This is a genomic window from Pseudonocardia sp. ICBG1142 (assembly GCF_020496255.1).
Taxonomy (GTDB): Bacteria; Actinomycetota; Actinomycetes; order Mycobacteriales; family Pseudonocardiaceae; genus Pseudonocardia.
This window is the reverse complement of sequence record NZ_JAHLJC010000004.1, coordinates 231,477-255,395: the sequence shown is the minus strand read 5'-3', so window position 1 is coordinate 255,395 and position 23,919 is coordinate 231,477. Positions and strand designations below refer to the sequence as shown.

The following is a 23,919-nucleotide window of genomic DNA, read 5'->3' as shown; positions in this document are numbered from 1 at the left end:
AGGTCCGGTCCTCGACGAGGGGCCGTCCGGGGCGATCAGTCCGCCAGGTCGCGCAGCGCGGTCTCCCAGCGTTCGCGGCGGGCGTCGTCGTCGAGGTCCCACCAGGGGGTGCCGCGCTCGCCGAGTCCGTGCTTGGCGGCGGACACCCGCGTCCTGGCGGCGGCGACGCGGTCGTCGTCGCCCGTCCGCCGCCCCGCTCCGATCTCGGCGCGGGCCTTCCCGAGGTGCTGCTGCAGCGCGGACCGGACGTCGTCCGGGATCGCCGGGTCGGTCGCGCGCCACCGGCGGCCCCGGACGACGACGTAGCGCCCGTCCGGGGTCCGCTCGGGTCCGCTCACGCGAGGACGGCGGTGCTCAGCCGACGACCGGGACCACGTCCGGCGCGCCGAGGCGGGCGGCGTCGGCGGTGGCGTCGTCGGGCATCTTCTGGCTCTCCCGCTCGGCCTCGACCCGCTTGACGTAGTGGTCGAGCTCGCGGGCGATCTGCTCGTCGTTCCAGCCCAGGACCGGGGCGACCAGCTTCGCGGTCTCCTCGGCGGCACCCACGCCCCGGTCGAACGTCTCGATCGAGATCCGGGTGCGGCGGGCCAGGATGTCCTCCAGGTGCCGCGCGCCCTCGTGCGAGGCGCCGTAGACGACCTCGGCGCGCAGGTAGTCCTCCGCGCCGGTGAGCGGCTCGGCGAGGGTCGGGTCGGCGATGAGGAGGTCGAGGACCTCGTCGATCAGCGAGCCGTACCGGCCGAGCAGGTGCTCGATGCGCACCGGGTGCAGACCGCTGCGCGCGGCCAGCTGGTGGGTGGAGTTGCGCAGCGCGGTGAAGCCCTCGGCGCCGAGCAGCGGGATCTTCTCGGTGCAGGAGGCGGGCACCTTCGCGTCGAGCGAGTGCACGGCGGCATCGACGGCGTCGCGCGCCATCACGCGGTAGGTCGTGTACTTGCCCCCGGCCACGACGACCAGCCCGGGCACCGGGGTGGCGACGGCGTGCTCGCGGGACAGCTTCGAGGTCGCCTCGGACTCGCCGTGCAGCAGCGGGCGCAGACCGGCGTAGACGCCCTCGACGTCCTCGTGGGTCAGTGGCTGCTCCAGCACCTCGTTGACGTGCGCGAGCAGGTACTCGATGTCGGCAGCGCTCGCCGCCGGGTGCGCCTTGTCCAGGTCCCAGTCGGTGTCGGTGGTGCCGATGATCCAGTGCCGGCCCCACGGGATGACGAACAGCACCGACTTCTCGGTGCGCAGGATCAGCCCGGCGTCACCACGGATCCGGTCCCGCGGGACGACCAGGTGGATGCCCTTGGACGCGCGCACCTTGAACTGGCCGCGCTCGCCGGCGAGGCCCTGGGTGTCGTCGGTCCACACCCCGGTGGCGTTGATGACCTCCTTGGCGCGGACGTCGAACCGGTCGCCGGACTCCAGGTCCTGCACGGTCGCGCCGATCACGCGGCCGGAGTCCTTCAGCAGCCCGACGACGCGGGCCCGGGTCGCCACGTGCGCACCGTAGGCGGCCGCGGTGCGGGCGATCTCCATGGTGTGGCGGGCGTCGTCGACCTGGGCGTCGTAGTACTCCAGGGCCCCGACCAGTGCGTCCTTGCGCAGCGACGGCACGACCTTGCGGGCGCCGCGACGGGTCAGGTGCCGGTGGTGCGGCAGGCCGCGGGCCCGGCCCGACAGCAGCCCGAGCGAGTCGTAGAGCGCGACGCCGGCACCGGCGTAGAAGCGCTCCCACACGTGGTGCTTGAGCGGGTAGACGAACGGCACCGGACGGACGAGGTGCGGCGCGAGGGTCTGGATCAGCAGGCCCCGTTCCTGCAGGGCCTCGGCCACCAGGCGGAAGTCGAGCATCTCCAGGTAGCGCAGGCCGCCGTGGATGAGCTTGGAGGAACGGCTCGACGTGCCGGACGCGAAGTCGCGGGCCTCGACCAGTCCGGTCGTCAGACCGCGGGTGGCCGCGTCGAGGGCTGCGCCGGTGCCGACGACGCCACCGCCGACGACGAGCACGTCCAGTTCGCGGTCGCCCATCGCCTGCAGCGCCGTGGTACGGGCCTCCGGGGAGAGCGCCACCGATTTCATGATCAGACCTTCCTGAGTGGTTCCTGCTCGCGGGTGTCCTGCCGGGGGAGTACCCGGTGAACACCCGTCCGATCGCGGGTGTGCCCGGTGTCGCCCCCACGTGTGGTGAGGGCGACACCGGGCGGGGGTCCTACTCGACGTCGACCCAGTCCAGGGTCCGCTCGACGGCCTTCTTCCAGCGGCCGTAGCCCTCGTCGCGCTGCTCCTGCGACCAGGTGGGCTCCCAGCGCCGGGCCTCGTTCCAGTTCTCCCGCAGCTCGTCGGTGTTCTTCCAGAACCCGACGGCCAGCCCGGCCGCGTACGCCGCACCGAGCGCGGTGGTCTCGGCGACGACCGGCCGCGAGACCGGCACGCCCAGCACGTCGGCCTGGATCTGCATGCACAGCTCGTTCTGGGTGACGCCGCCGTCGACCTTGAGCGTCTCCAGGGTCACCCCGGAGTCCTTGGTCATGGCGTCGCTGACGTCGCGGGACTGGTAGCAGATCGCCTCCAGCGTGGCCCGGGCCAGGTGCGCGTTGGTGTTGAACCGGGACAGGCCGACGATCGCGCCGCGGGCGTCGGAACGCCAGTACGGCGCGAACAGGCCGGAGAACGCGGGCACGAAGTACACGCCCCCGTTGTCGGAGACCTGGCGGGCCAGCGACTCCGACTGCGAGGCCCCGGAGATGATGCCGAGCTGGTCGCGCAGCCACTGCACGGCCGAGCCGGTGACCGCGATGGAGCCCTCCAGCGCGTAGACCGGGCGCTCGCCCTCGAACTGGTAGCACATCGTGGTGAGCAGGCCGGACTCCGAGCGGACCAGCTCGGTGCCGGTGTTGAGCAGCATGAAGTTGCCGGTGCCATAGGTGTTCTTGGCCTCGCCGGGGGCGAAGCAGACCTGGCCGACGGTCGCCGCCTGCTGGTCGCCGAGGTCACCGGTGATGGGGACCTCGCCGCCGAGCGGACCGTTCGCGAGGGTCGTGCCGAACGCGGTCGCCGACGACGACGGCTTGATCTCCGGCAGCATCTGCCGCGGGATGCCGAAGAAGCCGAGCAGCTCGTCGTCCCAGTCGAGGGTCTCGAGGTCCATCAGCATGGTCCGGCTGGCGTTGGTCACGTCGGTGACGTGCAGTCCGCCGTTCGCGCCACCGGTGAGGTTCCAGATGACCCAGGTGTCGGTGTTGCCGAAGACCGCGTCGCCGTTCTCCGCGGCCTCGCGGACGCCGTCGACGTTCTCCAGGATCCACTGGATCTTGCCGCCGGAGAAGTAGGTGGCGGGTGGGAGGCCTGCCTTGCGACGGATGACGTCGCCGCGGCCGTCGCGGTCGAGCGCGGTCGCGATCCGGTCGGTGCGGGTGTCCTGCCAGACGATCGCGTTGTAGTACGGGCGCCCGGTGCGCCGGTTCCACACGACGGTGGTCTCACGCTGGTTGGTGATGCCCAGCGCGACCAGGTCGGACGCGGTCAGGCCGGTCTTGGTGAGCGCCTGCTGGAGACAGGTGTTGGTGCGCTCGATGATCTCGATCGGGTCGTGCTCGACCCAGCCGGCCTGCGGCAGGATCTGCTCGTGCTCCAGCTGGTGGCGTCCCACCTCGTTGCCGCCGTGATCGAAGATCATGAAACGGCTGGAGGTGGTGCCCTGGTCGACGGCGCCGACGAACTCGGCCATGAGTTCTCCTGTGTGTCTCGAGCGGGTGGATCGGGGATGGGTGCGGCGGGTGCGCTCAGCGCATGTCGCCGACCTCCTGCGGAGCGTCCTCGACGGGGATGTAGCGGTCGATCAGCAGCTTGAACAGGCCGCCGCCGACGAGAGCACCGACCACCGGCGCGACGATCGGCAGCCACCAGTAGGGCGTGCCGTCGCTCGTCACCCAGGCGGTGTCGTAGCCGGTGATCCAGGAGGCCAGCCGCGGCCCGAAGTCGCGGGCCGGGTTGATGGCGTAGCCGGCGTTCGCACCCCAGGCCATGCCGATGCCCACCACCAGGATGCCGATCATGAACGGGGCCATGTTGGCCAGCGGGCCCTTGTTGCGCGGGTGGACCAGCGCGAAGATCACGAACACCAGGATCGCGGTGCCGACGACCTGGTCGAAGAACGCCGTCGTGATCGTCGTCGGGGTGCCCGGCGAGGTCGAGAAGATGCCCTGGGTCTCGGTCAGGTTCGGGTCGACCGAGCGGATGAAGTCCGCGTAGACGAACCGGACGATCAGCGCCGCGACGAACGCGCCGAGGGTCTGGGCCAGGACGAACGGGGCGACCTTGCGCCACGGGAAGCCCTCGTACACGGCGAACGCCAGCGTGACGGCCGGGTTGAGGTGCGCGCCGGAGATCCGGCCGGCGACGTAGACGCCGAGCATGACGCCGAAGCCCCAGGCCCAGGCGATCGAGTCGTGCCCGCCGTTGCTGCCGTCGGGCGTGGTCACGACCTGTGCGACGACGCCGACGCCGAACAGGATCAGGATCATCGTCCCGGCGAACTCGGCACTCAGCTCGCCGAGCAGCGACGGCGCCTTCTCGGCGGTCGCCGGGGTCGCCCGTGTGGTCGTTGCCGCGGGTGCGGGATCGCCCGCGCTGTTCTCGGAGCTCGTCATCGAACCCCCTCCTGGTGAGTCCCCCTCACGGGACCGGGCGGCCCCGCCATGTGCTGCGCGACGCTAGGAGCGTGCGCGTCGGTGGGCAACGCGATCCGTTCGACGATGCCGAACGTTGCGGGTCGATCGGCCCATGATCGAGTCCGTCGGGCGCCCGGACGGCCTACGATCGCTGCGTGGCACGGGCGATCCAGTCGGTGGAGCGGGCGGCGGCGCTGCTGCGGCTGCTCGGCGGCGCGGGGCGTCCGCTGGCACTGGCCGAGCTGGCGGCGGCGCTGGATCTGCCGCGCCCGACGGCCCACGGGCTGCTCCGCACCCTGCGGGAGGAGGGCCTGGTGGCGCAGGAGTCGTCGGGCCGCTACCTGCTGGGCGAGGGGCTGGGGCGGCTGGGCACCCCGTGGGACCGGCACGACCTGCGCGCGCGGGCGATGAACTGGGCCGACGCGCTGGCGGCGGGCACCGGCTGCGCGGTCTACCTGGGCGTGCCGTCCGCCGACGGCGCCGGGGTCGACGTGGTGCACCACGTGTTCCGGCCCGACGACACGCCGCAGCGGTTGCGGACCAACACCACCCAGCCGTTGCACGCGACGGCGTGGGGCCGGTGCCTGCTCGCGTTCGCGCCGGCGTCGGTGCGGGCGGTCGAGCCGCTGGCGGCCTGGACCCGGGCGACCGTGACCGATCCGGCGGCGCTGGCCCGCGAGATGACCGCGACGCGGCGGCGCGGCTGGGCGGCCGACGCCGGCGGCTGGGAGCCGGGCGTCGGCGGGCTCGCGGTGCCGGTGCGCAGCGGGGGCGGGCTGACCGTCGCGGCGCTGGGGGTGGGCGCCCCGGTGGAGGAGCTGTTCGCCGCCGACGGCCGCGCCCGGCCGGAGGTGGTCGTGGAGCTGGTCTCCGCGGCCGCCGAGATCGCCGACGGGCTGGAGGGGCTGACGTGAGCGGCCTGTCGGCGGGGGAGCGGGTGGTGGCCGCGATCGACCAGGGGACGACGTCGACGCGCTGCCTGCTGTTCACCCGCTCGGGCCGGATGGTCGCGGTCGCCCAGCGCGAGCACCGGCAGCACTTCCCGAGCCCGGGCCGCGCCGAGCACGACGCGTCGGAGATCTGGCGGGCGGTGACCCGGGTGGTGCCCGCGGCGCTGCGCCGGGCCGGGCTGGGCCCGGAGAACGTCGTCGCGCTCGGTATCGCCAACCAGCGCGAGACGACGGTGATCTGGAACCGGCGCACCGGGATCCCGCTGGCGCGGGCGATCACCTGGCAGGACACCCGGACCACCGACATCGTCGCCGGGCTCGCCGCCGACACCGACGCCGCCCGCTGGGCCCGGATCAGCGGGCTCGGTCCGGCGACCTACTTCGCCGGACCGCGGTTGCAGTGGCTGCTCGACCACGTGCCGGGCGCGCGCGAGGGCGCGGAACGCGGTGAGGTCCTGTTCGGGACGATGGAGTCCTGGCTGATCTGGAACCTCACCGGCGGCCCCGACGGCGGCGTGCACGTCACCGACGTCACCAACGCCAGCCGCACGATGCTGATGGACCTGCGCACGCTGGAGTGGTCCGACGCGCTGTGCTCGGCGCTGCGGGTGCCGCGGGGCATGCTGCCGACCATCGTGCCGAACGCGCGCGTCTACGGCCGGTGCGCGGGCCTGCTGGACGGGGTGCCGGTGGCCGGTGCGCTCGGCGACCAGCAGGCGGCGCTGGTGGGCCAGACCTGCTTCGCACCCGGCGAGGCGAAGTGCACCTACGGGACGGGCGCGTTCCTGCTGAAGAACACCGGCTCGCGCATCCCGGGCTCCGAGGCGGGGCTGATCCCGACCGTCGGGTACCTGTTCGGTGACCACCCGGTCTACGCACTCGAGGGCTCCATCGCGATGACCGGCTCGCTGGTGCAGTGGTTCCGCGACGCCCTGGGCATGATCTCCACGGCGGCCCGGATCGAGACGCTCGCACTGACCGTCCCGGACAACGGCGGCTGCTACGTCGTCCCCGCCTTCTCCGGTCTCTACGCCCCGCACTGGTACCCCGACGCCCGTGGCGTGATGGTCGGCCTGACCTCCTACATCCACCGTGGACACCTCGCCCGCGCGGTGCTGGAGGCGACCGCGTGGCAGACCCGCGAGGTGCTCGACGCGATGAACGCCGACTCCGGCCTGCCCGTCACCCGCCTGAAGGTCGACGGCGGCATGACCGCGAACCACCTGCTCATGCAGTGCGTCGCCGACGTCCTGGACCTCACGGTGGAACGTCCCCTGGGCTCGGAGGCGGTGTCGCTCGGCGCGGCCTACGCCGCCGGCCTTGCCGTCGGCTACTGGCCGGACCCGGAGGTGCTGCGCCGCAACTGGCACAGGGCGGCCGCCTGGGAGCCGACGATGGACCCCGGCCTGCGCCGCCGCGAGCACGACAACTGGCGCCGCGCGGTGCAGCGGAGCACGGGGTGGGCGCGGTCGGACTGAGCAGCGACGGTCCGGAGCCCCGGTGTCGTCCCCCCGGGTGCAGTGCCCCCGGTGTCGTGAGACCGGGTGTCGTGCCTCCCGGTGCCGTGTCCCCCGTGCCGCGGGCCTCAGTGTTCCGCGGCCCGCTGCTGGTGCCGCCGTCGTCGGACCCGGTCCCGGTGCTCGCGGTCGCGCATCTCCTGGGTCCGGCGCACGGCGACGTCGAGGAGCCGCCCGGCCACCGGCCGGAACCAGTCGACCCACTCCGCCGGGACGCCGGTCACCATCCGCCGGGCACCGGTGTCGGTGACGTCGTCCCAGAGGATCTCGTGGGCCCGGGTGGTCACCAGGACGAGCAGTCGGCGGCCGTCGTCGGGGTCCGGCTCGCGCTCGATCAGGTCGCGCTCCTCCAGCCGTGCGAGCAGCCGGGTCGTGCCCCCGGTGGCGAGTCCGACGGTCTCCGCGACCTCGGCGCCGGTCATGGCACGGCGGGCGAGCAGCAGCTCGGCGAGCACCGTGTACTCGTGCACCGTCAGCCCGAAGCGCTCGGCGACGGATCGGATCCGGTAGAAGCCGAGCAGCTCCGCCCGGGCGAGGAGCGGTCCGAGCGCCTCCGCGGTCTCGGCTCGCGTCCGTCGGTCCTCCTCCGGCCCGGTGGTGGGGCCGGGGCTCACCGGAGGGGTCTCCCGCCGAACTCGCTTACCGGGTAAGCGAACTCGGTCGGCCTCCTCACCGGGAGGCGGGGTCGGCGGGGGCTCCGCGCCTGGCCGTTCAGTCCCGGCCCCGGCCCCGTGACTGCCGTGGCCGCCGTGGCCGCGTGTGGCGCCCGGATCCGGTGGCGCCCCGCCGTGCGACGGCTCCGGGGACCCTGTTCCCCGAATTCGCTTACCCGGTAAGCGAGTTCGCGGAACAGGGGTGTCCCTCAGGTCCCGGCCGGGTCCGTCGCCTGGTGTGGAGTCGTCGGTGTCGCGGGAGTGGTCCGTGTCGCGCTGCACGGGCGAAGCGGTAGCAGCCCGGTCGGGCCGCCGCGGCGGATTCCGCGTGAGCGGTTCGCGATCGTGGCGCCGATCAGCGGGTGAACGCCCCGGCGTCGGCCGGACGGCGTGACGTGCGCTCAGCGCCCCTTCCGCGGGGTGATGACCCAGGTCCGGTCGCCCGTGAGCTCGCGCAGCTGCGCGACCCTGGCGACGACGTTGCGCAGCTCGACGTAGAGCGGGGAGAGCAGCAGGTACCCCAGGAACCAGCCGGGCCGGCGCAGCTCCGGCGGCGCCGCCCGCCAGGCGAGCAGCGTCTGGCCCGGGCCGACGGCGAGGGTGTAGACCGTCGTCGCGAGCAGCAGCGGCACGACGTCGCCGGGACCGTGGTGGTGCAGGCCGAACGCCAGCACCGGCACCATCGCCAGGGTCACCCACGGGCACAGCTCCCGCCAGCCCAGCAGGAACAGCAGCCCGAGCCGGGCGCGTCCGGGCAGCCCACGGGTGCGCAGCGCGGTGCGCAGGTGCCGGCGCGAGACCTGGAACCAGCCCTGTGCCCAGCGCAGCCGCTGGTGCCACCAGGCGCGCACGGTCAGCGGGGCGAGCTCGCGCGAGAGCAGGCCCGGGTCGACGACGCAGCGCCGCCCGGCCAGTAGCGCGCGGACCGATGCGTCGATGTCCTCGGTCAGCATCTGCGCCTGCATCCGGGTCGCGCGCAACGCCTCGGTGCGCCAGTACCCGTTGGAGCCGCAGAACAGGCCGAACCCGAACAGCCCGGCCCGCCCGGGGTGGCTCACGCCGTAGATGCAGGTGAACTCCACCGAGACCGTCCGGGCGACCCAGGACGCCGTGCCGTTGCGGACGCTGCAGTGCCCCTGCACGACGTCGGCGCCGTGCGACAGCGCCCGCCAGGCCCGGCGCAGCGCGTCGGGTGCCGGGTGGTGGTCGGCGTCGAGGATGCCGGTGACCTCGCCGTCGGCGGCCCGCAGCGCCGCGTTGACGTTCTGTGCCTTCGTGGTCGAGTCCGCCACCTCGACGACGACCAGCCGCGGGTCGGCCGCGGCGAGGGTCCGCAGCTGCGCCTCCACCGGCTGCGGACCGGGGGTGTTGTAGGCGACGACGACGGTCAGCGGGCCGGGATAGTCCTGGGCCAGGGCGTGCGAGACGGTGTCGAGGATGGTCCCGGCCTCGTTCGGCAGGTACGCCGGGACGACCAGCACCGCGGGCGGCCACGGCGCGGCGGGCGCTGCCGGGGGACGGTACGGGCGCAGTGCACGCAGGCCCTCCAGCCACACCGTCGTCGCCGTCATGACCAGCGCCGCGACGACGACCAGGTACGCCGGCCCGGTCAGGTCGGTCCCGAGCCGCCAGGCCGCGTCCAGTGTCAGCAGCGGGAGACCGACCCCGGCCGCGGTCGTCGCGAGGATCTGGACCGGGGTGCGGAGCAGGTCGCGCAGCCGTCGGCGGGCCACGGGCGCCGGCCGGTGCGCCGGGCGCCGGCCGCCGTCGGACGGGACCGGCGAGACCGGCAGGACCGGCGGTGCGGCCGGTCCGGCGGGGCCGGGCGCGGGGAGCGGCGGGTCGGCGGGCCGGTCGTCGAGGGGCGGGGGCATGGCCCGGCCACGCTAGCCGGGAGACACTTTGCGTGATGATCATGTCACGCAGAGTGTGTCCGTGTGGGTGAGCCGGCACTGCTCGGCATCCTCAGATCCTCCCGACTAGCGTCGCGGTCATGAACGACACCGCCGTCGCCGCCGGGCGCCTCGCCCGAGGGCTGGAACCACTGCACTCCCAGGTCTACTTCGCCGCCGAGGCCGAGCCGGCCTACACCGCCGCGGGGCTGGAACCGGGCCGGATGAGCTACTTCGCCCCGCGCGCTGCGCCCATGGGCGCGGTCGGGCCGTCGGTGGTCACCGCGACGTTCTACAACTTCTCCCCGAGGCTGGTCGCGAAGTCGGTCCCGCGGGCCTGGGAGCTGGCGTCCCCCTCGGATCTGCTCGACGTGCGGTTCGCCGTCGCCGACGCCTCGCTGCGCCGCACCCTGGGCGACGACGCCGTCGCCTCGCCCGAGATGGCCGAGGCCGCCGGGCTGGCCCGGACCGCGGCCGAGGCCGTCACCCCCGACGGGCGTCCGCTCGCCGCCGGGCACCTCGACGTGCCCTGGCCGACCGCGCCGCACCTGGTCCTCTGGCACGCGTTGTCGATCCTGCGCGAGCACCGCGGCGACGGGCACATCGCGCTGCTGGTCGAGGCCGGGCTGTCCGGGCTGGAGGCCCTGGTCACCGCGACCGCGACGGGCACCGGGTTCATCGTGGCCTTCGCCCGCGGCAGCCGCGGCTGGTCGGCCGCCGAGTGGAACGCCGCCGTCGCCGGACTCGCCGACCGCGGCCTGCTGCAGCCGGCCGACACGGCCGAGGACGACGCCGTCGAACCGGCCCTGACCGAGGAGGGCACGGCGCTGCGCAAGCGGATCGAGAACGACACCCACCACCTCGGCGCCGCGCCGTGGACGGCACTCGGCGCCGACGGGGCCGCGCGGCTCGGGGACCTCGGCGGGGCGTTCGTCCGGACTGCTCTGGCGAACGGCGCGTTCCCCGCCGAGGGGGTCTTCGCGGCGCGTCCGAAGGGCTGATCGTCGTCCGCGCCCGGCCTCACGACGGGCGCGGTGTCCTGACTGCCCGATATGGTGCGCTCCGCGACCGGCCACCGTGGCCGGTGCGGTGACCTGCAGGAGGACCTCCGGTGCTCGAGATCAGCGGCCTCGAATGGGCCGTCACGATCGGCGTGATCGTCGCGCTGCTCGCGTTGGACCTCGTCCTGGGCTGGATGCGGCCGCACCGGGTGGGATTCACCGAGGCCACCGCGTGGTCGGTGTTCTACATCGCGATCGCGATCGTGTTCGGGTTGGTGTTCGCGACGATGCACGGCTGGGACTTCGGCACCCAGTACTTCACCGGCTACATCGTCGAGAAGAGCCTGTCGGTCGACAACCTGTTCGTCTTCGTCGTGATCATGACGACGTTCGCGGTCCCGGAGGAGCACCAGCACAAGGTGCTGACCTTCGGCATCGTGCTCGCCCTGATCATGCGTGCGATCTTCATCGCGGTCGGGGCGACGCTGCTCAACCTGTTCTCCTTCATGTTCCTGGTCTTCGGTCTGCTGCTCCTGTGGACCGCGGTGCAGCTCTACCGGCACAAGGACGAGGACCCCGACATCGAGGACAACATGGTCGTGAAGGGCGCGCGCAAGCTCTTCCCGGTCACCGAGGAGTACCACGGCGGGAAGCTGTTCACCCGGGACAACGGCCGCCGGGTCGCGACCCCGATGTTCATCGTGCTGGTCTCGATCGGCGGCATCGACCTGCTGTTCGCGCTGGACTCGATCCCCGCGGTGTTCGGGGTGACGCAGGAGGCGTTCATCGTCTTCACCGCCAACGCCTTCGCGCTGCTCGGTCTGCGGGCCCTGTTCTTCCTGGTCAAGGGTCTGCTGGACCGGCTGGTCTACCTGTCGGCCGGGCTCGCGGTCATCCTCGCGTTCATCGGCGTGAAGCTGATCCTGCACTGGCTGCACGTCGACATCTCGCCGGCCGTGCCCGAGATCCCGACCATGGTCAGCCTCGTCGTGATCCTGGGGATCCTCGCGATCGTCACCGTCGCCAGCCTGATCAAGACCAAGGGCGACCCGACGGCGACCGCGCACGCCGGGTCGCTGCGAGCCCGCAAGGAGCGCCCCGAGCAGCGCGACTGAGCCGGTCCGGCCGGCCCGGCGCTCAGCCGGGCAGGCCGGCCAGACCGGGCCCGCCGAGCGGGGTGACCTCGATGTAGTCCGGCGGCGCGGTGAGCAGCGCCAGCACGTCGCCGAGCCCGCTCTCGCCGATGTCGCGGCTCAGCGCCGCCTCCGACGACGCGGCGTCGGACCACATCTCGGTGACCCAGACGACGTCGGGCTCGTCGGGGGTGGCGTTCACGACGTAGGCGAGGCAGCCGGGCTGGGCGGCCATGTCGTCGGCGACCCGCAGCAGCGCGCCCGCCAGCTCGGTCCCCTGTCCCTCCAGGGCCACCATCCGCACGTACCGGCCGACCCGCTCGCTCGTGTCCACGGCGGCGACCGTAGACGGCCGGTCCGGGCACCCCGGGGTCGGGGCGGGCTCGCCGACCCGCAACCAGGACAGGAACCGACCGCGATCGGGGGCACACTGGTCGTCGTGATGGGGACATCGGCGCGGCTGCTGCGCCTGCTCGGGCTGCTGCAGGTGCCGCGCGACTGGACGGGGCCCGCCCTGGCCGAGCGCCTCGAGGTCGACGTGCGCACCGTCCGCCGCGACGTCGACAAGCTCCGCACCCTCGGCTCCCCGGTCCACTCCACACCCGGGGTGACCGGCGGCTACCGGCTCGGCGCCGGGGCCGCGCTGCCACCCCTGCTGCTCGACGACGACGAGGCCGTCGCCGTCGCGGTCGGGCTGCGGACCGCCGCGGGCGGGTCGGTCTCGGGCATCGAGGAGACCTCGGTCCGGGCCCTGGCCAAGCTGGAGCAGGTCCTGCCGAACCGGCTGCGCCGCCGCGTCGCCGCGCTGGGCACCGCGACCTCGACACTCGCCGCGCGCGGCCCGACCGTCGACGCGGACGTGCTGTCCGCGCTGGCCGCCGCCTGCCGCGACCACGAGGTCCTCCGGTTCGACTACGTCGCGGGGGACGGGACCGAGACCCGCCGGATCGCCGAGCCGGAAGGACTCGTGCACACCGGGCGCCGCTGGTACCTCGTCGCCTGGGACACCGGCCGCGACGACCGCCGCACCTTCCGGGTGGACCGGATGCGCCCGAAGCTGCCGGCCGGGCCCCGCTTCACCCCGCGCCCGGAACCAGAGGGCGGGATCGCCGCGTTCGCCCAGCGCGGCATCTCCTCCGGCGCCTACCCGCACCGGGCGCGGATCGTGTTCCACGCCCCGGCGGAGCGGATCGCCGAGCACGTCACCCCGGCGTCGGGGATCGTGACCGACCTGGGCGGGGACCGCTGCGAGCTCGCGGCCGGGGCCTGGACGCTGGAGTCGCTGGCGGTGTGGCTGTGCTTCTTCGGCGTCGACTTCGAGGTGGTCGAACCGGTCGAGCTGGTCGAGCACCTCGACGCGGTCGCCGCCCGCCTCGGCCGGGCCGCGGACCACGCGCGTACGGGCGGCGCGGGCTGACCCGGTGCCCGCGCAGGAGCGGGGGCCGGGGTGTCCCCGGAGCGGGGCGGGCCGCTCAGAGCAGCGCGCGGACCGCGCCTACGGGCGTGCCGTGGCCGAGCACATCGGTGCGGGTCGCCCCGGTGAGCGCGGCCGACCCGGCGCCGAGGAACTCCAGCACCGCGCGGGCGACGACCGGCAGCGGCCGCGGCGACCCGTCCAGCACGGTGACGGCGAACGCCCGCCCGTCGGGCAGCGCCGCCGCCAGCACGCCCTCGGCGCCGTCCTTGGCGACCAGGCCCGGCACCGCCCCGGCGAGCCGGGTCACCGGCCGGTCCGTGCCGCCGACCCACCACGGGTGCGCGCGGACCGCGGCCCCGACCCGCCCCTCGACGGTGTCCGGGGCGGCCGTCGCCAGCGTCGCGAAGGCCCGGGCCAGCCCGGCCGGGGTGCTGCCGAACAGCGGCGCGCCGCAGCCGTCGACGGTGGTGACCCCGACCGGCACCCCGGTCAGCTCGGCGACGGTGTCCCGGACCAGCCGCTGCAGCGGGTGCGCGGGATCGCGGTAGCCGGCCGTCGGCCAGCCCGCGGCCACACAGGCGGCGAGCATCCCGGCGTGCTTGCCCGAGCAGTTCTGCAGCACCGGCGACGGCGCCGTCCCCGCCGCGCGGGCGTCCGCGGCGGCCGCCGCCCCCAGCGGCAGGTCCGGGGTGTTGTCCAGGTCGGTCTCGTCGAGTCCGGCGCCGGCGAGGATGCGCCGCACACCGTCGACGTGGCCGGGCTCGCCGGAGTGCGAGGCGCAGACCAGCGCGAGCAGCTCTCCGTCGAGGTCCAGCCCGGCCCGCAGCATCGCCACCGCCTGCACCGGCTTGAGCGCCGAGCGCGGCAGGAACACCACGTCCGGGTCGCCGCGGCCGGTCACGGTGCCGTCGGGGTGGTGCACCGCCACGGTGCCCAGGTGCACCGACTCGACGGTGCCCTGCCGCTCGACGACGGCCAGCGGGACGGCGGCGGCGACCCCGGGCGGGACGACCATGTCAGCTCGCCGAGCGAGTGTCCTGCCCGCCGAGGGAGTTGAACTGGGGGAGCGGTCGCCGGCACAAGAAGGTGCGGGCGGGCGGCGGGTTGCGCCACTCGGTCGCGGTCTCCACGACCTCGTCGAAGTGGGTGTCGAGCAGGTCGCGCAGCACCCGCACGCGGTTCGGCAGCGCCATCCAGGTGATGATCATGCTCATCACCCCGCCCGGGGTCAGCCGGCGCGCGATCGTCCCCATGACCTGCAGGCGCAGGGTCTGCGGGAACACCGCCCACGGCAGGGTCGAGACGAACGCGTCGACCTCGGTGATGCCGGCCTCGTCGAGGATCCGGTCCAGGTCGGCGACGTCGCCCTGCACGACCTCCAGCCACGGCTTGTGCCGGCGCAGGTGGGCGACCAGCTCCTCGTCGATCTCGATCGCGAGGTAGCGCGCGTGCGGGCCGAGGCGCTCGCGGATCGGCTCGGCGAGCACGCCCGGCCCCGCCCCCAGCTCGACGACGACGCCGTTCGTGCCGCGCGGCACCACCCCGGCGAGCTGGCGGCACAGCCGCCGCCCGGTCAGGAACGGGGTCGCGAGCTGGTCCATCTTCGAGAACGAGCGCTTGAAGAAGACGGCGTGGTCGGGTCGGGCCATGCGCACCATCGTGGCGGCCGCGGGCTCCGCGGTCATGTCGGGGCGACCCGGGTCACTCCGCCGCGGCCGCGGCGACCGTGTCTCCTGCCGTGTGTTCCTGCTGTGTGTTCTGCGGTGTCGGTCCTGTTAAGCGCGACGGCAGGGGCTTTCGTACACGCTGGATCCACCGTATACAGAACGCATGGCATCGGATGACGCGCTGGTCGACGCCCTGCGTCGCGCGATCGTGGAGGGCGTGTATCCGCCCGGTCACCGGCTGGTGCAGGAGGAGCTCGCAGACCGCTACGGCGTGAGCCGCATCCCGCTGCGGGAGGCGCTGCGCACCCTGGTGGGGGAGGGGCTGCTGCGCAGCGAGCCCGGGCGCGGCACCTTCGTCACCGAGCTGGACCTGGCCGAGATCGACGAGATCTACGACCTGCGCCGGATGGTCGAGCCCAGCTTCGCCCCGCACGTCGCGGAACGGGTGTCGCGGCGCGACGTCGCCCGCTTCGACGGCATGGCCGGCGAGATGGACCGGGTCGCCGACACCGGTGCCGCCGCCTGGTCGCGCACCAACCTCGCGTTCCACCTGGACATGTACCGGCTCGCCGGGCTGCCGCTGCGCTACGAGCTGATCTCCCGGCTCTACCACCGCCTGGAGCCGTACTCCCGGTTCTACGTGCACGGCACCGGCGCCTACGACCGCGTGCAGGACGAGCACCGCGGGATGGTCCAGGCACTGGCCGACGGCGACGCCGACGAGCTCCGCCGTCTCGTGCTCGCCCACATCGACGGCGGCCAGGACGGCCTGCACGCGGCCTGGTCGGCCGACCGCGGCGAGCTGTCGGCGTTCTGGGCCGGACGGGACGCGCGGTGATCGCGCTGAACACCGACGTCGGGGAGGGCTTCGGCGCCTGGGTGCCGGACGACCGACCGCTGCTCGACGTCGTCGACGCCGCCAACGTCGCCTGCGGCTTCCACGCCGGCGACCCGGACGTCATGCGCCGCACCTGCGACGACTGCGCGGCCCGCGGCGTGGCGGTCGGGGCGCACGTCTCCTACCGCGACCTCGCCGGGTTCGGCCGCCGCTTCGTCGACGTCGCCCGCGACACGCTGGTCAACGACGTCGTCTACCAGATCGGCGCGCTCTCGGTGTTCGCCGCGTCCGCCGGCACCCGGGTCGGGTACGTCAAGGCGCACGGCGCGCTCTACCACGCCACCGGCACCCACCCCGACCACGCCGACGCCCTCGTCGAGGCGGTCCGGCTCGTCGACCCGGGCCTGCCGTTGCTGTGCCTGCCCAGCACCGAGGTGTGGGACCGCGCGCTCGCGGCCGGTCTCGGGCCGCGCGCCGAGGCGTTCCTCGACCGCGGCTACACCGCGGCCGGGGGTCTCGTCCCGCGCGGACGGCCCGGTGACCTGGTCCGCGATCCCGCCGAGGCCGCCGCCCGCGCCGTCTCGGTCGCCCGCGACGGGACGGTCACCGCTGTCGACGGGACTGTCGTCAGCGTCCGCCCGCCCGGCGGCGCGGTCGCCGCGCTGTGCGTGCACGGCGACACTCCCGGCGCCGACGCACTGGCCCGCGCCGCCCGCGACGCCCTGTCCGCCGCGGGGATCGGCTGCGGTGCGGCCCCGCTGGCCCCGTTCGCCGGGGCGGCCCGGTGACCGCGCCCGCCGTGCACCGCGCCGGCGACCGGTCCTGGATCGTGGACTGCCTCCCCGGGACCGTGCGCGCGGTCGCCGACGGCGCCGTGACCGACGGCTGGGACGCCTGGGTGACCGACGTCGTCCCGGCCGCGGCCACCGTGCTCGTCGTCGCGCGCCCCGGCACCCGGATGGCCGCGCTGCGCCGCCACCTGCGCACCCTCGCCCTCGGCGCGCCCGACGTCACCGCCACCGTCACCGACGCGGGCACCCCCGTCCCGCCGGCCCGGACGGTCGAGGTCGGTGTCCGCTACGACGGCGCCGACCTGCCCGCCGTCGCCGACCGGCTCGGGACCACCCCGGCCGGGGTCGCCCGGGCGCACGCCGCCGCGACCCACCAGGTCGGCTTCTTCGGCTTCGCCCCCGGTTTCGCCTACCTCGACGGGCTCCCCGACGCGCTGCGGCTGCCGCGGCTGTCCACCCCGCGGCCCCGGGTGGAGGCCGGCGTGGTCGCGATCGCCGGGAACCAGACCGTGGTCTACCCGGGTGGGACGCCCGGTGGCTGGCACCAGATCGGCACGACCACGGCGGTCCTCTGGGACGTCGACGCCACCCCGCCCAACCGGCTCGGGCTCGGCGACCGCGTCCGCTTCGTGGAGGTGCCCGCATGACCGCGCTGCTCGACCCGCCCGCCCGCGCCGCCACCGTCCCGCCCGCAGCGGGACCCGGCCCCGGCCCGCGGCTGCGGGTGCTCGACGCCCGGCCGGGCGCCAGCGTGCAGGACCCGGGCCGCCCCGGGCTCGCGCATCTCGGCGTCACCGCGTCCGGTCCGGTCGACCGGGCCGCCTTCGCCACCGCGAACCGGCTGGTCGGCAACCGGCCCGGAGAGGCCGCCGTCGAGGTCACCCTGGGTGGTCTCGCGGTCGTCCTCGACGTGCCGCGCTGGGTCGCGGTCACCGGGGCCCCGGTCCCGGTCACCCTCGACGGCCGCCCGGTCGCCGACCCCCGCTGCGTGCGGGTCCCGGCCGGCGCGCGGCTGCGGCTCGGCACCCCGCCGCGCGGGCTGCGCAGCTACCTCGCCGTCGGCGGCGGGATCCGACCCGCCCCCGTGCTCGGGTCCCGCGCCCGGGACTCGCTGACCGGGCTCGGCCCGCCCGCCGTCGCCCCGGGCGTCGACCTGCCGCTCGGCCCCGTGCCGGGCGAGCCGCCCGCCGTGCCGGTCGAGCTCGCTGCGCCCCGGCTGCCCGGCCCCGCGACCCGGGTCCGGTTCCACTGGGGCCCCCGCGACGGTGTCCTCGGTCCTGCCGACCGCGCCCTGCTCCGGCGCGCGCCGTGGCGCGTCTCCGGGCACTGCGACCGGGTCGGTATCCGGCTCACCGGCGCCACCCTCGCCGTCGGCGACCGGTCGCTGCCCAGCGAGGGCGTGCCGCTCGGCGCCGTCCAGGTCCCGCCCTCGGGCGAGCCCATCCTGTTCCTCGCCGATCACCCCGTGACCGGCGGCTACCCGGTGGTCGGCGTCGTCGCCGACGCCGACATCGACCTCCTCGGCCAGCTCCGGCCCGGGGACCCCCTGCGTCTGGACGCCATCCCGTCCGGGCGCGACACCGAAGGATGAGAGGTACCCCTGTGTCCGCACCGACCACGGAACCCGCCGCGATCGTCACCTCCGTGCGCCCGCCGTTCCACCTGGCGATCCCGGTGGACGACATCGAGGCGGCCCGCGAGTTCTACGGCACCCTGCTCGGCTTCCCCCGCGGCCGCTCCGCCGAGCGCTGGACCGACTGGAACGTCGCCGGCCACCAGGTCGTCACCCACCAGGTCGGCGAGCCGTCGGACACCCCGCGCGCGGGCGTCGCCGGCACCAACCCCGTCGACGGCCACGACGTGCCGGTCCCGCACTTCGGGCTCGTGCTGAGCGTCCCGGAGTTCCGCGCGCTGGCCGAGCGGCTGACCGCCGCCGGCACGCGGTTCGTCATCGAGCCGTACGTGCGGTTCGAGGGGGAGCCGGGGGAGCAGTGGACGATGTTCTTCCTCGACCCCGCGGGCAACGCGCTCGAGTTCAAGGCCTTCGCCGATCCCGAGCAGCTGTTCGCCGTCTGATCCCCACACGGTCGCGGCCCGTCCCCGGACGGGCCCGCGGCCGGGGTCATCGGCGGGATGCCGCCCGCCGATGACCCGCTGTGCCACCGGTGTCGCCGTCTCGCGCGCGCCGGGTCTGCTCCGCCCACCACACCGCGATCACGCCTGCCCGCAGCAGCGGGATCCCCACCGGGAGACACCCATGACCCTATCAAGCGACGCCCCCACCGGGCGGGCCGCCGAGAGCCCCTCCACCCCGTCGCCGAGCCCGGCCCGGTCCCGCCGCGCGGCGCTGGCCGCCGCGTCCGGGACCGCCGTCGAGTACTACGAGTTCGGCGTCTACGGCTACCTCGCCGTCGTCATCGGGCCGCTGTTCTTCCCCAGCGCCGACCCGGTCGCCTCACTGCTGTCGACGCTGGCGGTGTTCGGCAGCGCGTTCCTCATGCGCCCGCTCGGCGGCATCGTCCTCGGCCGGCTCGGCGACCGCCTGGGCCGCAAGCCGGTCCTGGTGTTCACGATCACCGGGATGGGCACCGCGACCGCCCTGGTCGGGCTGCTGCCGACCGCGGCCACCGCGGGCCTGCTCGCCCCCGCGCTGCTGGTCCTCGCCCGGCTCGCGCAGGGCTTCTTCGCCGGCGGTGAGGTGACCGGGTCGGCCACCTACCTCGCCGAGTCCTCCCCGGCGGGCCGACGCGGCTTCTTCGGGTCCTTCACGCCGGTCGGGGTCGCCCTCGGTGGCGGCACCGCGGCGTTGGTCGCGGGGGTCACCTCGACCCTACTGACCGCCGAGCAGCTGAGCGCGTTCGGCTGGCGGATCCCGTTCCTGCTCGCGCTGCCGCTGGTGGTGCTCACCCTGATCGCCCGGCACCGGCTGGAGGACTCCGAGGAGTTCGAGCACAGCCGCGCGGCGGGCGAGCTGCCCAAGGCCCCGGTGCGGGAGGTGCTCACCCACCACCGGCGCGCGCTGGTGACCGTGCTGCTGCTGGCCACCGGGTCGAACGCGGGCTACTGGATCGGCCTGATCTTCATGAACATCTACCTGACCTCGGAGCTGGGCTACCCGAAGTCGAGCACGTTCTGGCTGATGGCCGCGATCGGGCTGTTCGTGGCGTGCCTGATGCCGCTCGCCGGAGCGCTGTCGGACCGCTACGGCCGCAAGAAGCTCATCGTCGCCGGGTTCCTCGGCTACTCCGTGCTGATCCTCCCGACGATGGCGTTGATGGGCACCGGCGACTTCACCCTGGCCGTCCTCGGCATGTTCCTGCTGGCCCTGCCGATGCCGGTCGTGCAGGCCGTCACCTACCCGACCTACGCCGAGCAGTTCCCGACCCGGGTCCGCTACACCGGCCTGTCCCTGGCCTTCAACGGCGGGACGATCATCGGCGGCGGTCTCACCCCGTTCCTCGCGACCTGGCTGACCTCGGTCACCGGCGACCCGCTCGCACCCGGTTACCTGCTGATGGTCGCGACGGTCGTCGCACTGCTGACCCTGCTCACCGTCCGCGAGACCGCCCGCCGGGAGCTGGCCCGGTGACCGCCGCGACGACGGCGCCAGCCACCCCGGCCGAGCTGCGGGCACTGGCCGCCGCCGGGAGCTGGACCGGGCCCACCGCGGGCCTGTTCGGCGGGTATCAGCAGGCCAACCTGGTGGTCGTCCCGCAGGCGACGGCGTACGACTTCCTGCTCTTCTGCGTGCGGAACCCGACGCCGTGCCCGCTGCTCGGCGTCGGCAACACCGGCGACCCGGTCGTCACCGTCGGGGACACCCGGGTCGACGTCCGCACCGACTTCCCGCGCTACCGGACCTGGCTCCACGGCGTCGAGGACGGCGAGCCGACCGACCTGCGCGACCGGTGGCGCGCGGACTCGGTGGCGTTCCTGCTCGGGTGCAGCCACACCTTCGAGGAGCCCCTGGAACGGGCCGGGGTCCCGGTGCGGCGCAACCCGCGCTCGTCCGCGCCCGCCGTGTACGTCACGACCCGCCCGACCGTGCCGGCGGGCCGGGTGCACGGACCGCTGGTGGTGAGCATGCGCGCGGTGCCCGCCGCGCTCGTCGACCGGGCCGTCGAGGTGACGGCGCGCTACCCGACCGGGCACGGCGCGCCGGTGCACGTCGGGGACCCCGCCGCGATCGGGATCTCCGACCTGGCCCGGCCGGACTTCGGGCCGGAGCCGGTGGTCGAGGAGGGTGACGTGCCGGTCTTCTGGGCCTGCGGGGTCACCCCGCAGCTGGCCCTGCCCGGCTGTGGTGCCGAGTACGTGTTCACCCACGCGGCCGGGCACATGGTCGTGCTGGACCACTCCGTCGACGCCGCCGCGGGCGCCGCTCCGCACGGATGACGCCGCCGTCCCCCGCTCAGGCCGCGCGGGCGGGGGACGACGGTGCCGCGGGGAACAGTGCCGCGACCCGGGCCGCGGACGCCTGCGACCGCGCCGTGGTCCCCAGCACACCGAGCACCACGACCACGACGGTCAGCGGCACCACGACCGCCCACGCCGTCGCCACCCCGGCGGCGGTGCTCGCCGCGGTGGCGACCACGGTCCCGCTGATCGCGACGCCGAACGACTGCCCGGCCTGCCTGCTGGTCGAGGCCACCGCTGCGGCGACGCCGGCCCGCTCGGGCGGCATCCCGTTCACCGCCGTGTTCGTGATCGGCGGGTTGAGCAGCGCGAACCCGCCGCCGAACACCCCGTGCGCGACGAGCACGAGCCACAGCGGGGTGGCGGGGGAGAGCTGGGAGAAGGTCAGCGCGACCGCCACCATCGCCGTCCCGCCGAGGACGAGCGGCAGCCGGGCCCCGCGCGCGGCGACCATCCGCCCGGCCAGCGGCGCGACCACCGTCGTCGCGACGGCGGCCGGCAGCAGGGTCAGCCCGGCCTGCAGGGCGCTGAGCCCCCGCACGTCCTGCAGGTAGAGCGCGGACAGGAACAGCAGTGAGCCGAACGCCGCGAACGCGCAGACCGCGATCACCGTTGCCGAGGTGAACGGGGCGCTCCGGAAGAACCGCAGCTCCACCAGGGGTTCGGGATGCCGCCGCTCCCAGACGACCAGCAGGATCAGCGCGCCGACGGCCAGCGCCACCAGCCCGAGCACCCCCGCCGACGACCAGCCCAGCCGCGGCCCCTCGATCACCGCCGCCACCGTCGACCCGAGCAGCGCCACCACCAGGAGCTGCCCCACCGGGTCGGCCCGCCGCGGACGGGCGGCCCGCGACTCCGGGACGAGCCGCGCCGTCAGGACCCACGCCGCCAGTACCACGGGGATGTTCACCCAGAAGATCGCCCGCCAGCCGACGGTGTCCACGAGCAGCCCGCCGAGCACCGGGCCGAGGCCCAGCGAGATGCCGACCATCGCGCCCCACACCCCGATCGCGCGGGCCCGCTCCCGGGCGTCGGTGAAGACGTTGGTGATGATCGACATGGCGACCGGGTTGAGCATCGCGCCGCCGAGGGCCTGCACCACCCGCGCCCCGATCAGCCAGCCGACCGTCGGAGCCAGGCTGCACAGCAGCGACCCGATGCCGAACACGACGAGCCCGGTCCGGAAGACGCGGCGGCGCCCGACCCGGTCCGCCGTCGCGCCGGCCAGCATCAGGAAGCAGGCCAGGACGACGGTGTAGGCGTCGACGGTCCACTGCAGCTCGGTGATCGAGGCGTGCAGGTCCGCGACGAGCGCGGGCAGCGCCACGTTGATGATCGTGACGTCCATCGAGACGATCAGGATGCTGGTGCAGAGCACGGCCAGGATCAGCAGCCGGTGCCGGCGTCCGGCGGGACCGGCCGGTACGACGACGTCGTTCCCCACGGCATCTCCTTGTCCGGAGCTAACGAACTGGGAGCGACGATAGCCTGCCCCGCGGTGCCGGGTGCGGCGGTCGTGCCCGATGCCTACAGGTGGGTGGAGTAGAAGCCGGCGAGCCGGTCGACCGCGGCGTCGACGTAGGTGGGCTCGTCGTACATCTCGTAGTGGCCCGCCCCGTCGACCACCATGAGGTCCACGGGGTTCGGGGCCGTCTCCCAGAGCCGCATGCCGGCCTCGGAGGAGCCGGTGGTGCCGACGCGCCCGGCCAGGACGACCTGCAGGGGTTGGGTCATGAGCGGGTCGACCAGGTGGAACGCGTCGTACCCGAGCAGCAGGGAGTCCCCTCGCGCGAGGCGGCGGTTCGTCGAGTACTCGCTCCCGCCCCGTCTGGTGCGGTAGTACCGGATCGCCTGTGTCGTGTCGATGTCGTCCACTCCGAGCGCGGCGGCCTCCTCGGCGTTGTCGGGGAGCCACTTCTCGCGGGTGAGGTGTCCTGCGCGGTTCTCGGCCGAACGGGCGTCCGCCATGGCGTCGAGTGCGGCGACGGGGCCGTCGGGCGCGCCGCGGCGGAACGCGGTGCCGATGTCCACGGGGACGACCACGCCCACGGCCCTGATGCGGTGGTCGGTGCGGGCGGTGTGGACGGCGTACCCGCCACCGGCGCAGATGCCGAGCACGCCGATGCGCCGGGGGTCGATCCCGGCCGTGGTGTCCAGTGCGTCGAGTGCGTAGCTGATGTCCTCGCCCCGCCGGTACGGGTCCTCGAGGTCGCGCGGCTCGCCACCACTGCGCCCCTGGTGGGCCGGGTCGAACACGAGCGCGGCGATGCCGCGGTCGGCGAGGCGGCGGGCGTACTCGGCGCCGATCTGCTCCTTGACGCTGCTGCCCGGGGGCGACAGCACCACGGCAGGCCGGGGAGTCGACCCGTCGGTGCCGGGGGGCAGGTGGAGATCGGCGGCGAGCCGGATGGGCCCGCGCGGGATCGTGATGTGCTGCAGTGGCACGGGAGCCCCTCCGTCTAGGGTCGACAGCGGTCGAAGTTCGACATGCAGGTAGTTCGACTTCGACTCTGTTCGACATCGTACGGAATGGGAGGTGCTCGTGTCGGTCGACGCCGCGCAGCTGTGGTCGCTGAACCATCGGCTGCTGACCGTCGTGCTGGAGGAGTGCGTCGCCGACCTGGCGGAGCTGGGCCTGGAGACGAAGGAGTTCTTCGTCCTCGCCGAGGTCGCCACGTCCCCCTACCCGGCCCAGCTCGCCGCGACGCTGGTCATCCCGAAGGCGAGCGTGACGGCGTACGTGCGCACCCTGGTCGGCCTCAGTTACCTGCGCCGGGAGATCGACGACGCCGACCTGCGCCGCCACCGGCTCGTCCTGACCGCCGAGGGGGAGGCGGCCCGCGACCGGGCGCTCGCCGCGCTCGCGCGGGAGTTCGACCGCAGGCTCGCGCGGATCCCGCCGCAGGACCGGGCCGAGCTGGCGCGGATCCTGCTCGCCCTGCTCGGGCCGGTGGAGTAGACCGCCGGGGCCTCGCAGGATCTCGTC

Annotated in this window: 24 protein-coding genes; 13 read left to right on the top strand and 11 right to left on the bottom strand. The window is 74.5% G+C overall.

Annotated features, from left to right (window positions below):
• Positions 1–35: 35 nt before the first annotated feature.
• From KPL59_RS03680 to KPL59_RS03665, 4 genes are all read right to left on the bottom strand, one after another.
• Entirely contained in the window at positions 36–338 is a 303-nt protein-coding gene (locus KPL59_RS03680) for a hypothetical protein (RefSeq protein ID WP_020624847.1), read from the bottom strand.
• A gap of 16 nt (positions 339–354) precedes the next feature.
• Positions 355–2,067, bottom strand: a complete 1,713-nt coding sequence (locus tag KPL59_RS03675) for a glycerol-3-phosphate dehydrogenase/oxidase (protein WP_226359933.1) — start codon at positions 2,065–2,067, stop codon at positions 355–357.
• 130 nt (positions 2,068–2,197) lie between these two features.
• Positions 2,198–3,715, bottom strand: coding sequence for a glycerol kinase GlpK (gene glpK, locus KPL59_RS03670; RefSeq protein ID WP_226359932.1), 1,518 nt, complete (start codon positions 3,713–3,715; stop codon positions 2,198–2,200).
• Positions 3,716–3,770: 55 nt separating this feature from the next.
• Positions 3,771–4,511, bottom strand: coding sequence for an MIP/aquaporin family protein (locus KPL59_RS03665; protein WP_374111595.1), 741 nt, complete (start codon positions 4,509–4,511; stop codon positions 3,771–3,773).
• 302 nt (positions 4,512–4,813) lie between these two features.
• On the opposite strand from KPL59_RS03665, the gene KPL59_RS03660 reads away from it, so the two are divergent.
• Together KPL59_RS03660 and glpK (KPL59_RS03655) are read left to right on the top strand one after the other, a co-directional pair.
• On the top strand, positions 4,814–5,572 hold the full coding sequence (locus tag KPL59_RS03660; RefSeq protein ID WP_149664096.1) for an IclR family transcriptional regulator: 759 nt from the start codon (positions 4,814–4,816) through the stop codon (positions 5,570–5,572).
• Positions 5,569–7,086: a glycerol kinase GlpK gene (gene glpK, locus KPL59_RS03655; protein ID WP_226359930.1), complete on the top strand. Its 1,518-nt coding sequence runs from the start codon at positions 5,569–5,571 to the stop codon at positions 7,084–7,086. The genes KPL59_RS03660 and glpK (KPL59_RS03655) overlap by 4 nt, the downstream gene beginning before the upstream one ends.
• Before the next feature lie 107 nt (positions 7,087–7,193).
• Here glpK (KPL59_RS03655) and KPL59_RS03650 read toward each other — a convergent pair whose 3' ends face one another.
• A complete protein-coding gene (locus KPL59_RS03650; protein WP_226359929.1) occupies positions 7,194–7,739 on the bottom strand; it encodes a MarR family winged helix-turn-helix transcriptional regulator in 546 nt (181 codons plus the stop codon).
• 440 nt (positions 7,740–8,179) lie between these two features.
• Positions 8,180–9,652, bottom strand: coding sequence for a glycosyltransferase (locus KPL59_RS03645; protein WP_226359928.1), 1,473 nt, complete (start codon positions 9,650–9,652; stop codon positions 8,180–8,182).
• Positions 9,653–9,771: 119 nt separating this feature from the next.
• Here KPL59_RS03645 and KPL59_RS03640 point away from each other — a divergent pair, with 119 nt between their 5' ends.
• Both KPL59_RS03640 and KPL59_RS03635 read left to right on the top strand, forming a co-directional pair.
• Entirely contained in the window at positions 9,772–10,671 is a 900-nt protein-coding gene (locus KPL59_RS03640) for a hypothetical protein (RefSeq protein WP_226359927.1), read from the top strand.
• A 110-nt stretch (positions 10,672–10,781) separates the two neighbouring features.
• The gene (locus tag KPL59_RS03635) at positions 10,782–11,786 is read left to right on the top strand and encodes a TerC family protein (RefSeq protein WP_226359926.1); all 1,005 of its coding nucleotides are present in this window, start codon (positions 10,782–10,784) and stop codon (positions 11,784–11,786) included.
• Positions 11,787–11,808: 22 nt separating this feature from the next.
• Here the strand turns inward: KPL59_RS03635 and KPL59_RS03630 are convergent, their stop codons facing one another.
• Positions 11,809–12,138, bottom strand: a complete 330-nt coding sequence (locus KPL59_RS03630) for a putative quinol monooxygenase (RefSeq protein ID WP_020623433.1) — start codon at positions 12,136–12,138, stop codon at positions 11,809–11,811.
• A 105-nt stretch (positions 12,139–12,243) separates the two neighbouring features.
• Here KPL59_RS03630 and KPL59_RS03625 point away from each other — a divergent pair, with 105 nt between their 5' ends.
• Entirely contained in the window at positions 12,244–13,221 is a 978-nt protein-coding gene (locus KPL59_RS03625) for a YafY family protein (RefSeq protein ID WP_226359925.1), read from the top strand.
• Between the two features lie 55 nt (positions 13,222–13,276).
• Here KPL59_RS03625 and KPL59_RS03620 read toward each other — a convergent pair whose 3' ends face one another.
• Together KPL59_RS03620 and KPL59_RS03615 are read right to left on the bottom strand one after the other, a co-directional pair.
• On the bottom strand, positions 13,277–14,236 hold the full coding sequence (locus tag KPL59_RS03620) for an asparaginase (RefSeq protein WP_226351836.1): 960 nt from the start codon (positions 14,234–14,236) through the stop codon (positions 13,277–13,279).
• Between the two features lies 1 nt (position 14,237).
• Complete coding sequence (locus KPL59_RS03615) at positions 14,238–14,906, bottom strand: class I SAM-dependent methyltransferase (protein ID WP_083702270.1); 669 nt, start codon at positions 14,904–14,906, stop codon at positions 14,238–14,240.
• A 145-nt stretch (positions 14,907–15,051) separates the two neighbouring features.
• Here KPL59_RS03615 and KPL59_RS03610 point away from each other — a divergent pair, with 145 nt between their 5' ends.
• The 7 genes from KPL59_RS03610 (at position 15,052) to KPL59_RS03580 (ending at position 20,912) form a co-directional block, all read left to right on the top strand.
• Positions 15,052–15,726 (top strand): GntR family transcriptional regulator, encoded by a 675-nt coding sequence (locus KPL59_RS03610; protein WP_226359924.1) that lies wholly within the window; start codon positions 15,052–15,054, stop codon positions 15,724–15,726.
• Entirely contained in the window at positions 15,726–16,514 is a 789-nt protein-coding gene (locus KPL59_RS03605; protein WP_226360118.1) for a LamB/YcsF family protein, read from the top strand. The genes KPL59_RS03610 and KPL59_RS03605 overlap by 1 nt, the downstream gene beginning before the upstream one ends.
• Positions 16,511–17,164 carry a carboxyltransferase domain-containing protein gene (locus KPL59_RS03600; protein WP_226351834.1) on the top strand — a complete coding sequence of 218 codons (654 nt, stop codon included), beginning with the start codon at positions 16,511–16,513 and terminating at the stop codon, positions 17,162–17,164. The genes KPL59_RS03605 and KPL59_RS03600 overlap by 4 nt, the downstream gene beginning before the upstream one ends.
• Positions 17,161–18,108: a biotin-dependent carboxyltransferase family protein gene (locus KPL59_RS03595; RefSeq protein ID WP_083695674.1), complete on the top strand. Its 948-nt coding sequence runs from the start codon at positions 17,161–17,163 to the stop codon at positions 18,106–18,108. The genes KPL59_RS03600 and KPL59_RS03595 overlap by 4 nt, the downstream gene beginning before the upstream one ends.
• 11 nt (positions 18,109–18,119) lie before the next feature.
• Positions 18,120–18,593 carry a VOC family protein gene (locus KPL59_RS03590; RefSeq protein ID WP_226351833.1) on the top strand — a complete coding sequence of 158 codons (474 nt, stop codon included), beginning with the start codon at positions 18,120–18,122 and terminating at the stop codon, positions 18,591–18,593.
• A 181-nt stretch (positions 18,594–18,774) separates the two neighbouring features.
• Entirely contained in the window at positions 18,775–20,106 is a 1,332-nt protein-coding gene (locus KPL59_RS03585; protein WP_226351832.1) for an MFS transporter, read from the top strand.
• On the top strand, positions 20,103–20,912 hold the full coding sequence (locus tag KPL59_RS03580) for a D-glutamate cyclase family protein (protein WP_226359923.1): 810 nt from the start codon (positions 20,103–20,105) through the stop codon (positions 20,910–20,912). Before KPL59_RS03585 ends, KPL59_RS03580 begins: the two co-directional genes overlap by 4 nt.
• A 16-nt stretch (positions 20,913–20,928) precedes the next feature.
• Here KPL59_RS03580 and KPL59_RS03575 read toward each other — a convergent pair whose 3' ends face one another.
• Together KPL59_RS03575 and KPL59_RS03570 are read right to left on the bottom strand one after the other, a co-directional pair.
• Positions 20,929–22,377: a DHA2 family efflux MFS transporter permease subunit gene (locus KPL59_RS03575; RefSeq protein WP_226359922.1), complete on the bottom strand. Its 1,449-nt coding sequence runs from the start codon at positions 22,375–22,377 to the stop codon at positions 20,929–20,931.
• A gap of 83 nt (positions 22,378–22,460) precedes the next feature.
• On the bottom strand, positions 22,461–23,378 hold the full coding sequence (locus tag KPL59_RS03570; RefSeq protein WP_226359921.1) for an alpha/beta hydrolase: 918 nt from the start codon (positions 23,376–23,378) through the stop codon (positions 22,461–22,463).
• 91 nt (positions 23,379–23,469) lie between these two features.
• On the opposite strand from KPL59_RS03570, the gene KPL59_RS03565 reads away from it, so the two are divergent.
• Positions 23,470–23,892, top strand: coding sequence for a MarR family winged helix-turn-helix transcriptional regulator (locus tag KPL59_RS03565; RefSeq protein ID WP_226359920.1), 423 nt, complete (start codon positions 23,470–23,472; stop codon positions 23,890–23,892).
• Positions 23,893–23,919 lie beyond the last annotated feature (27 nt).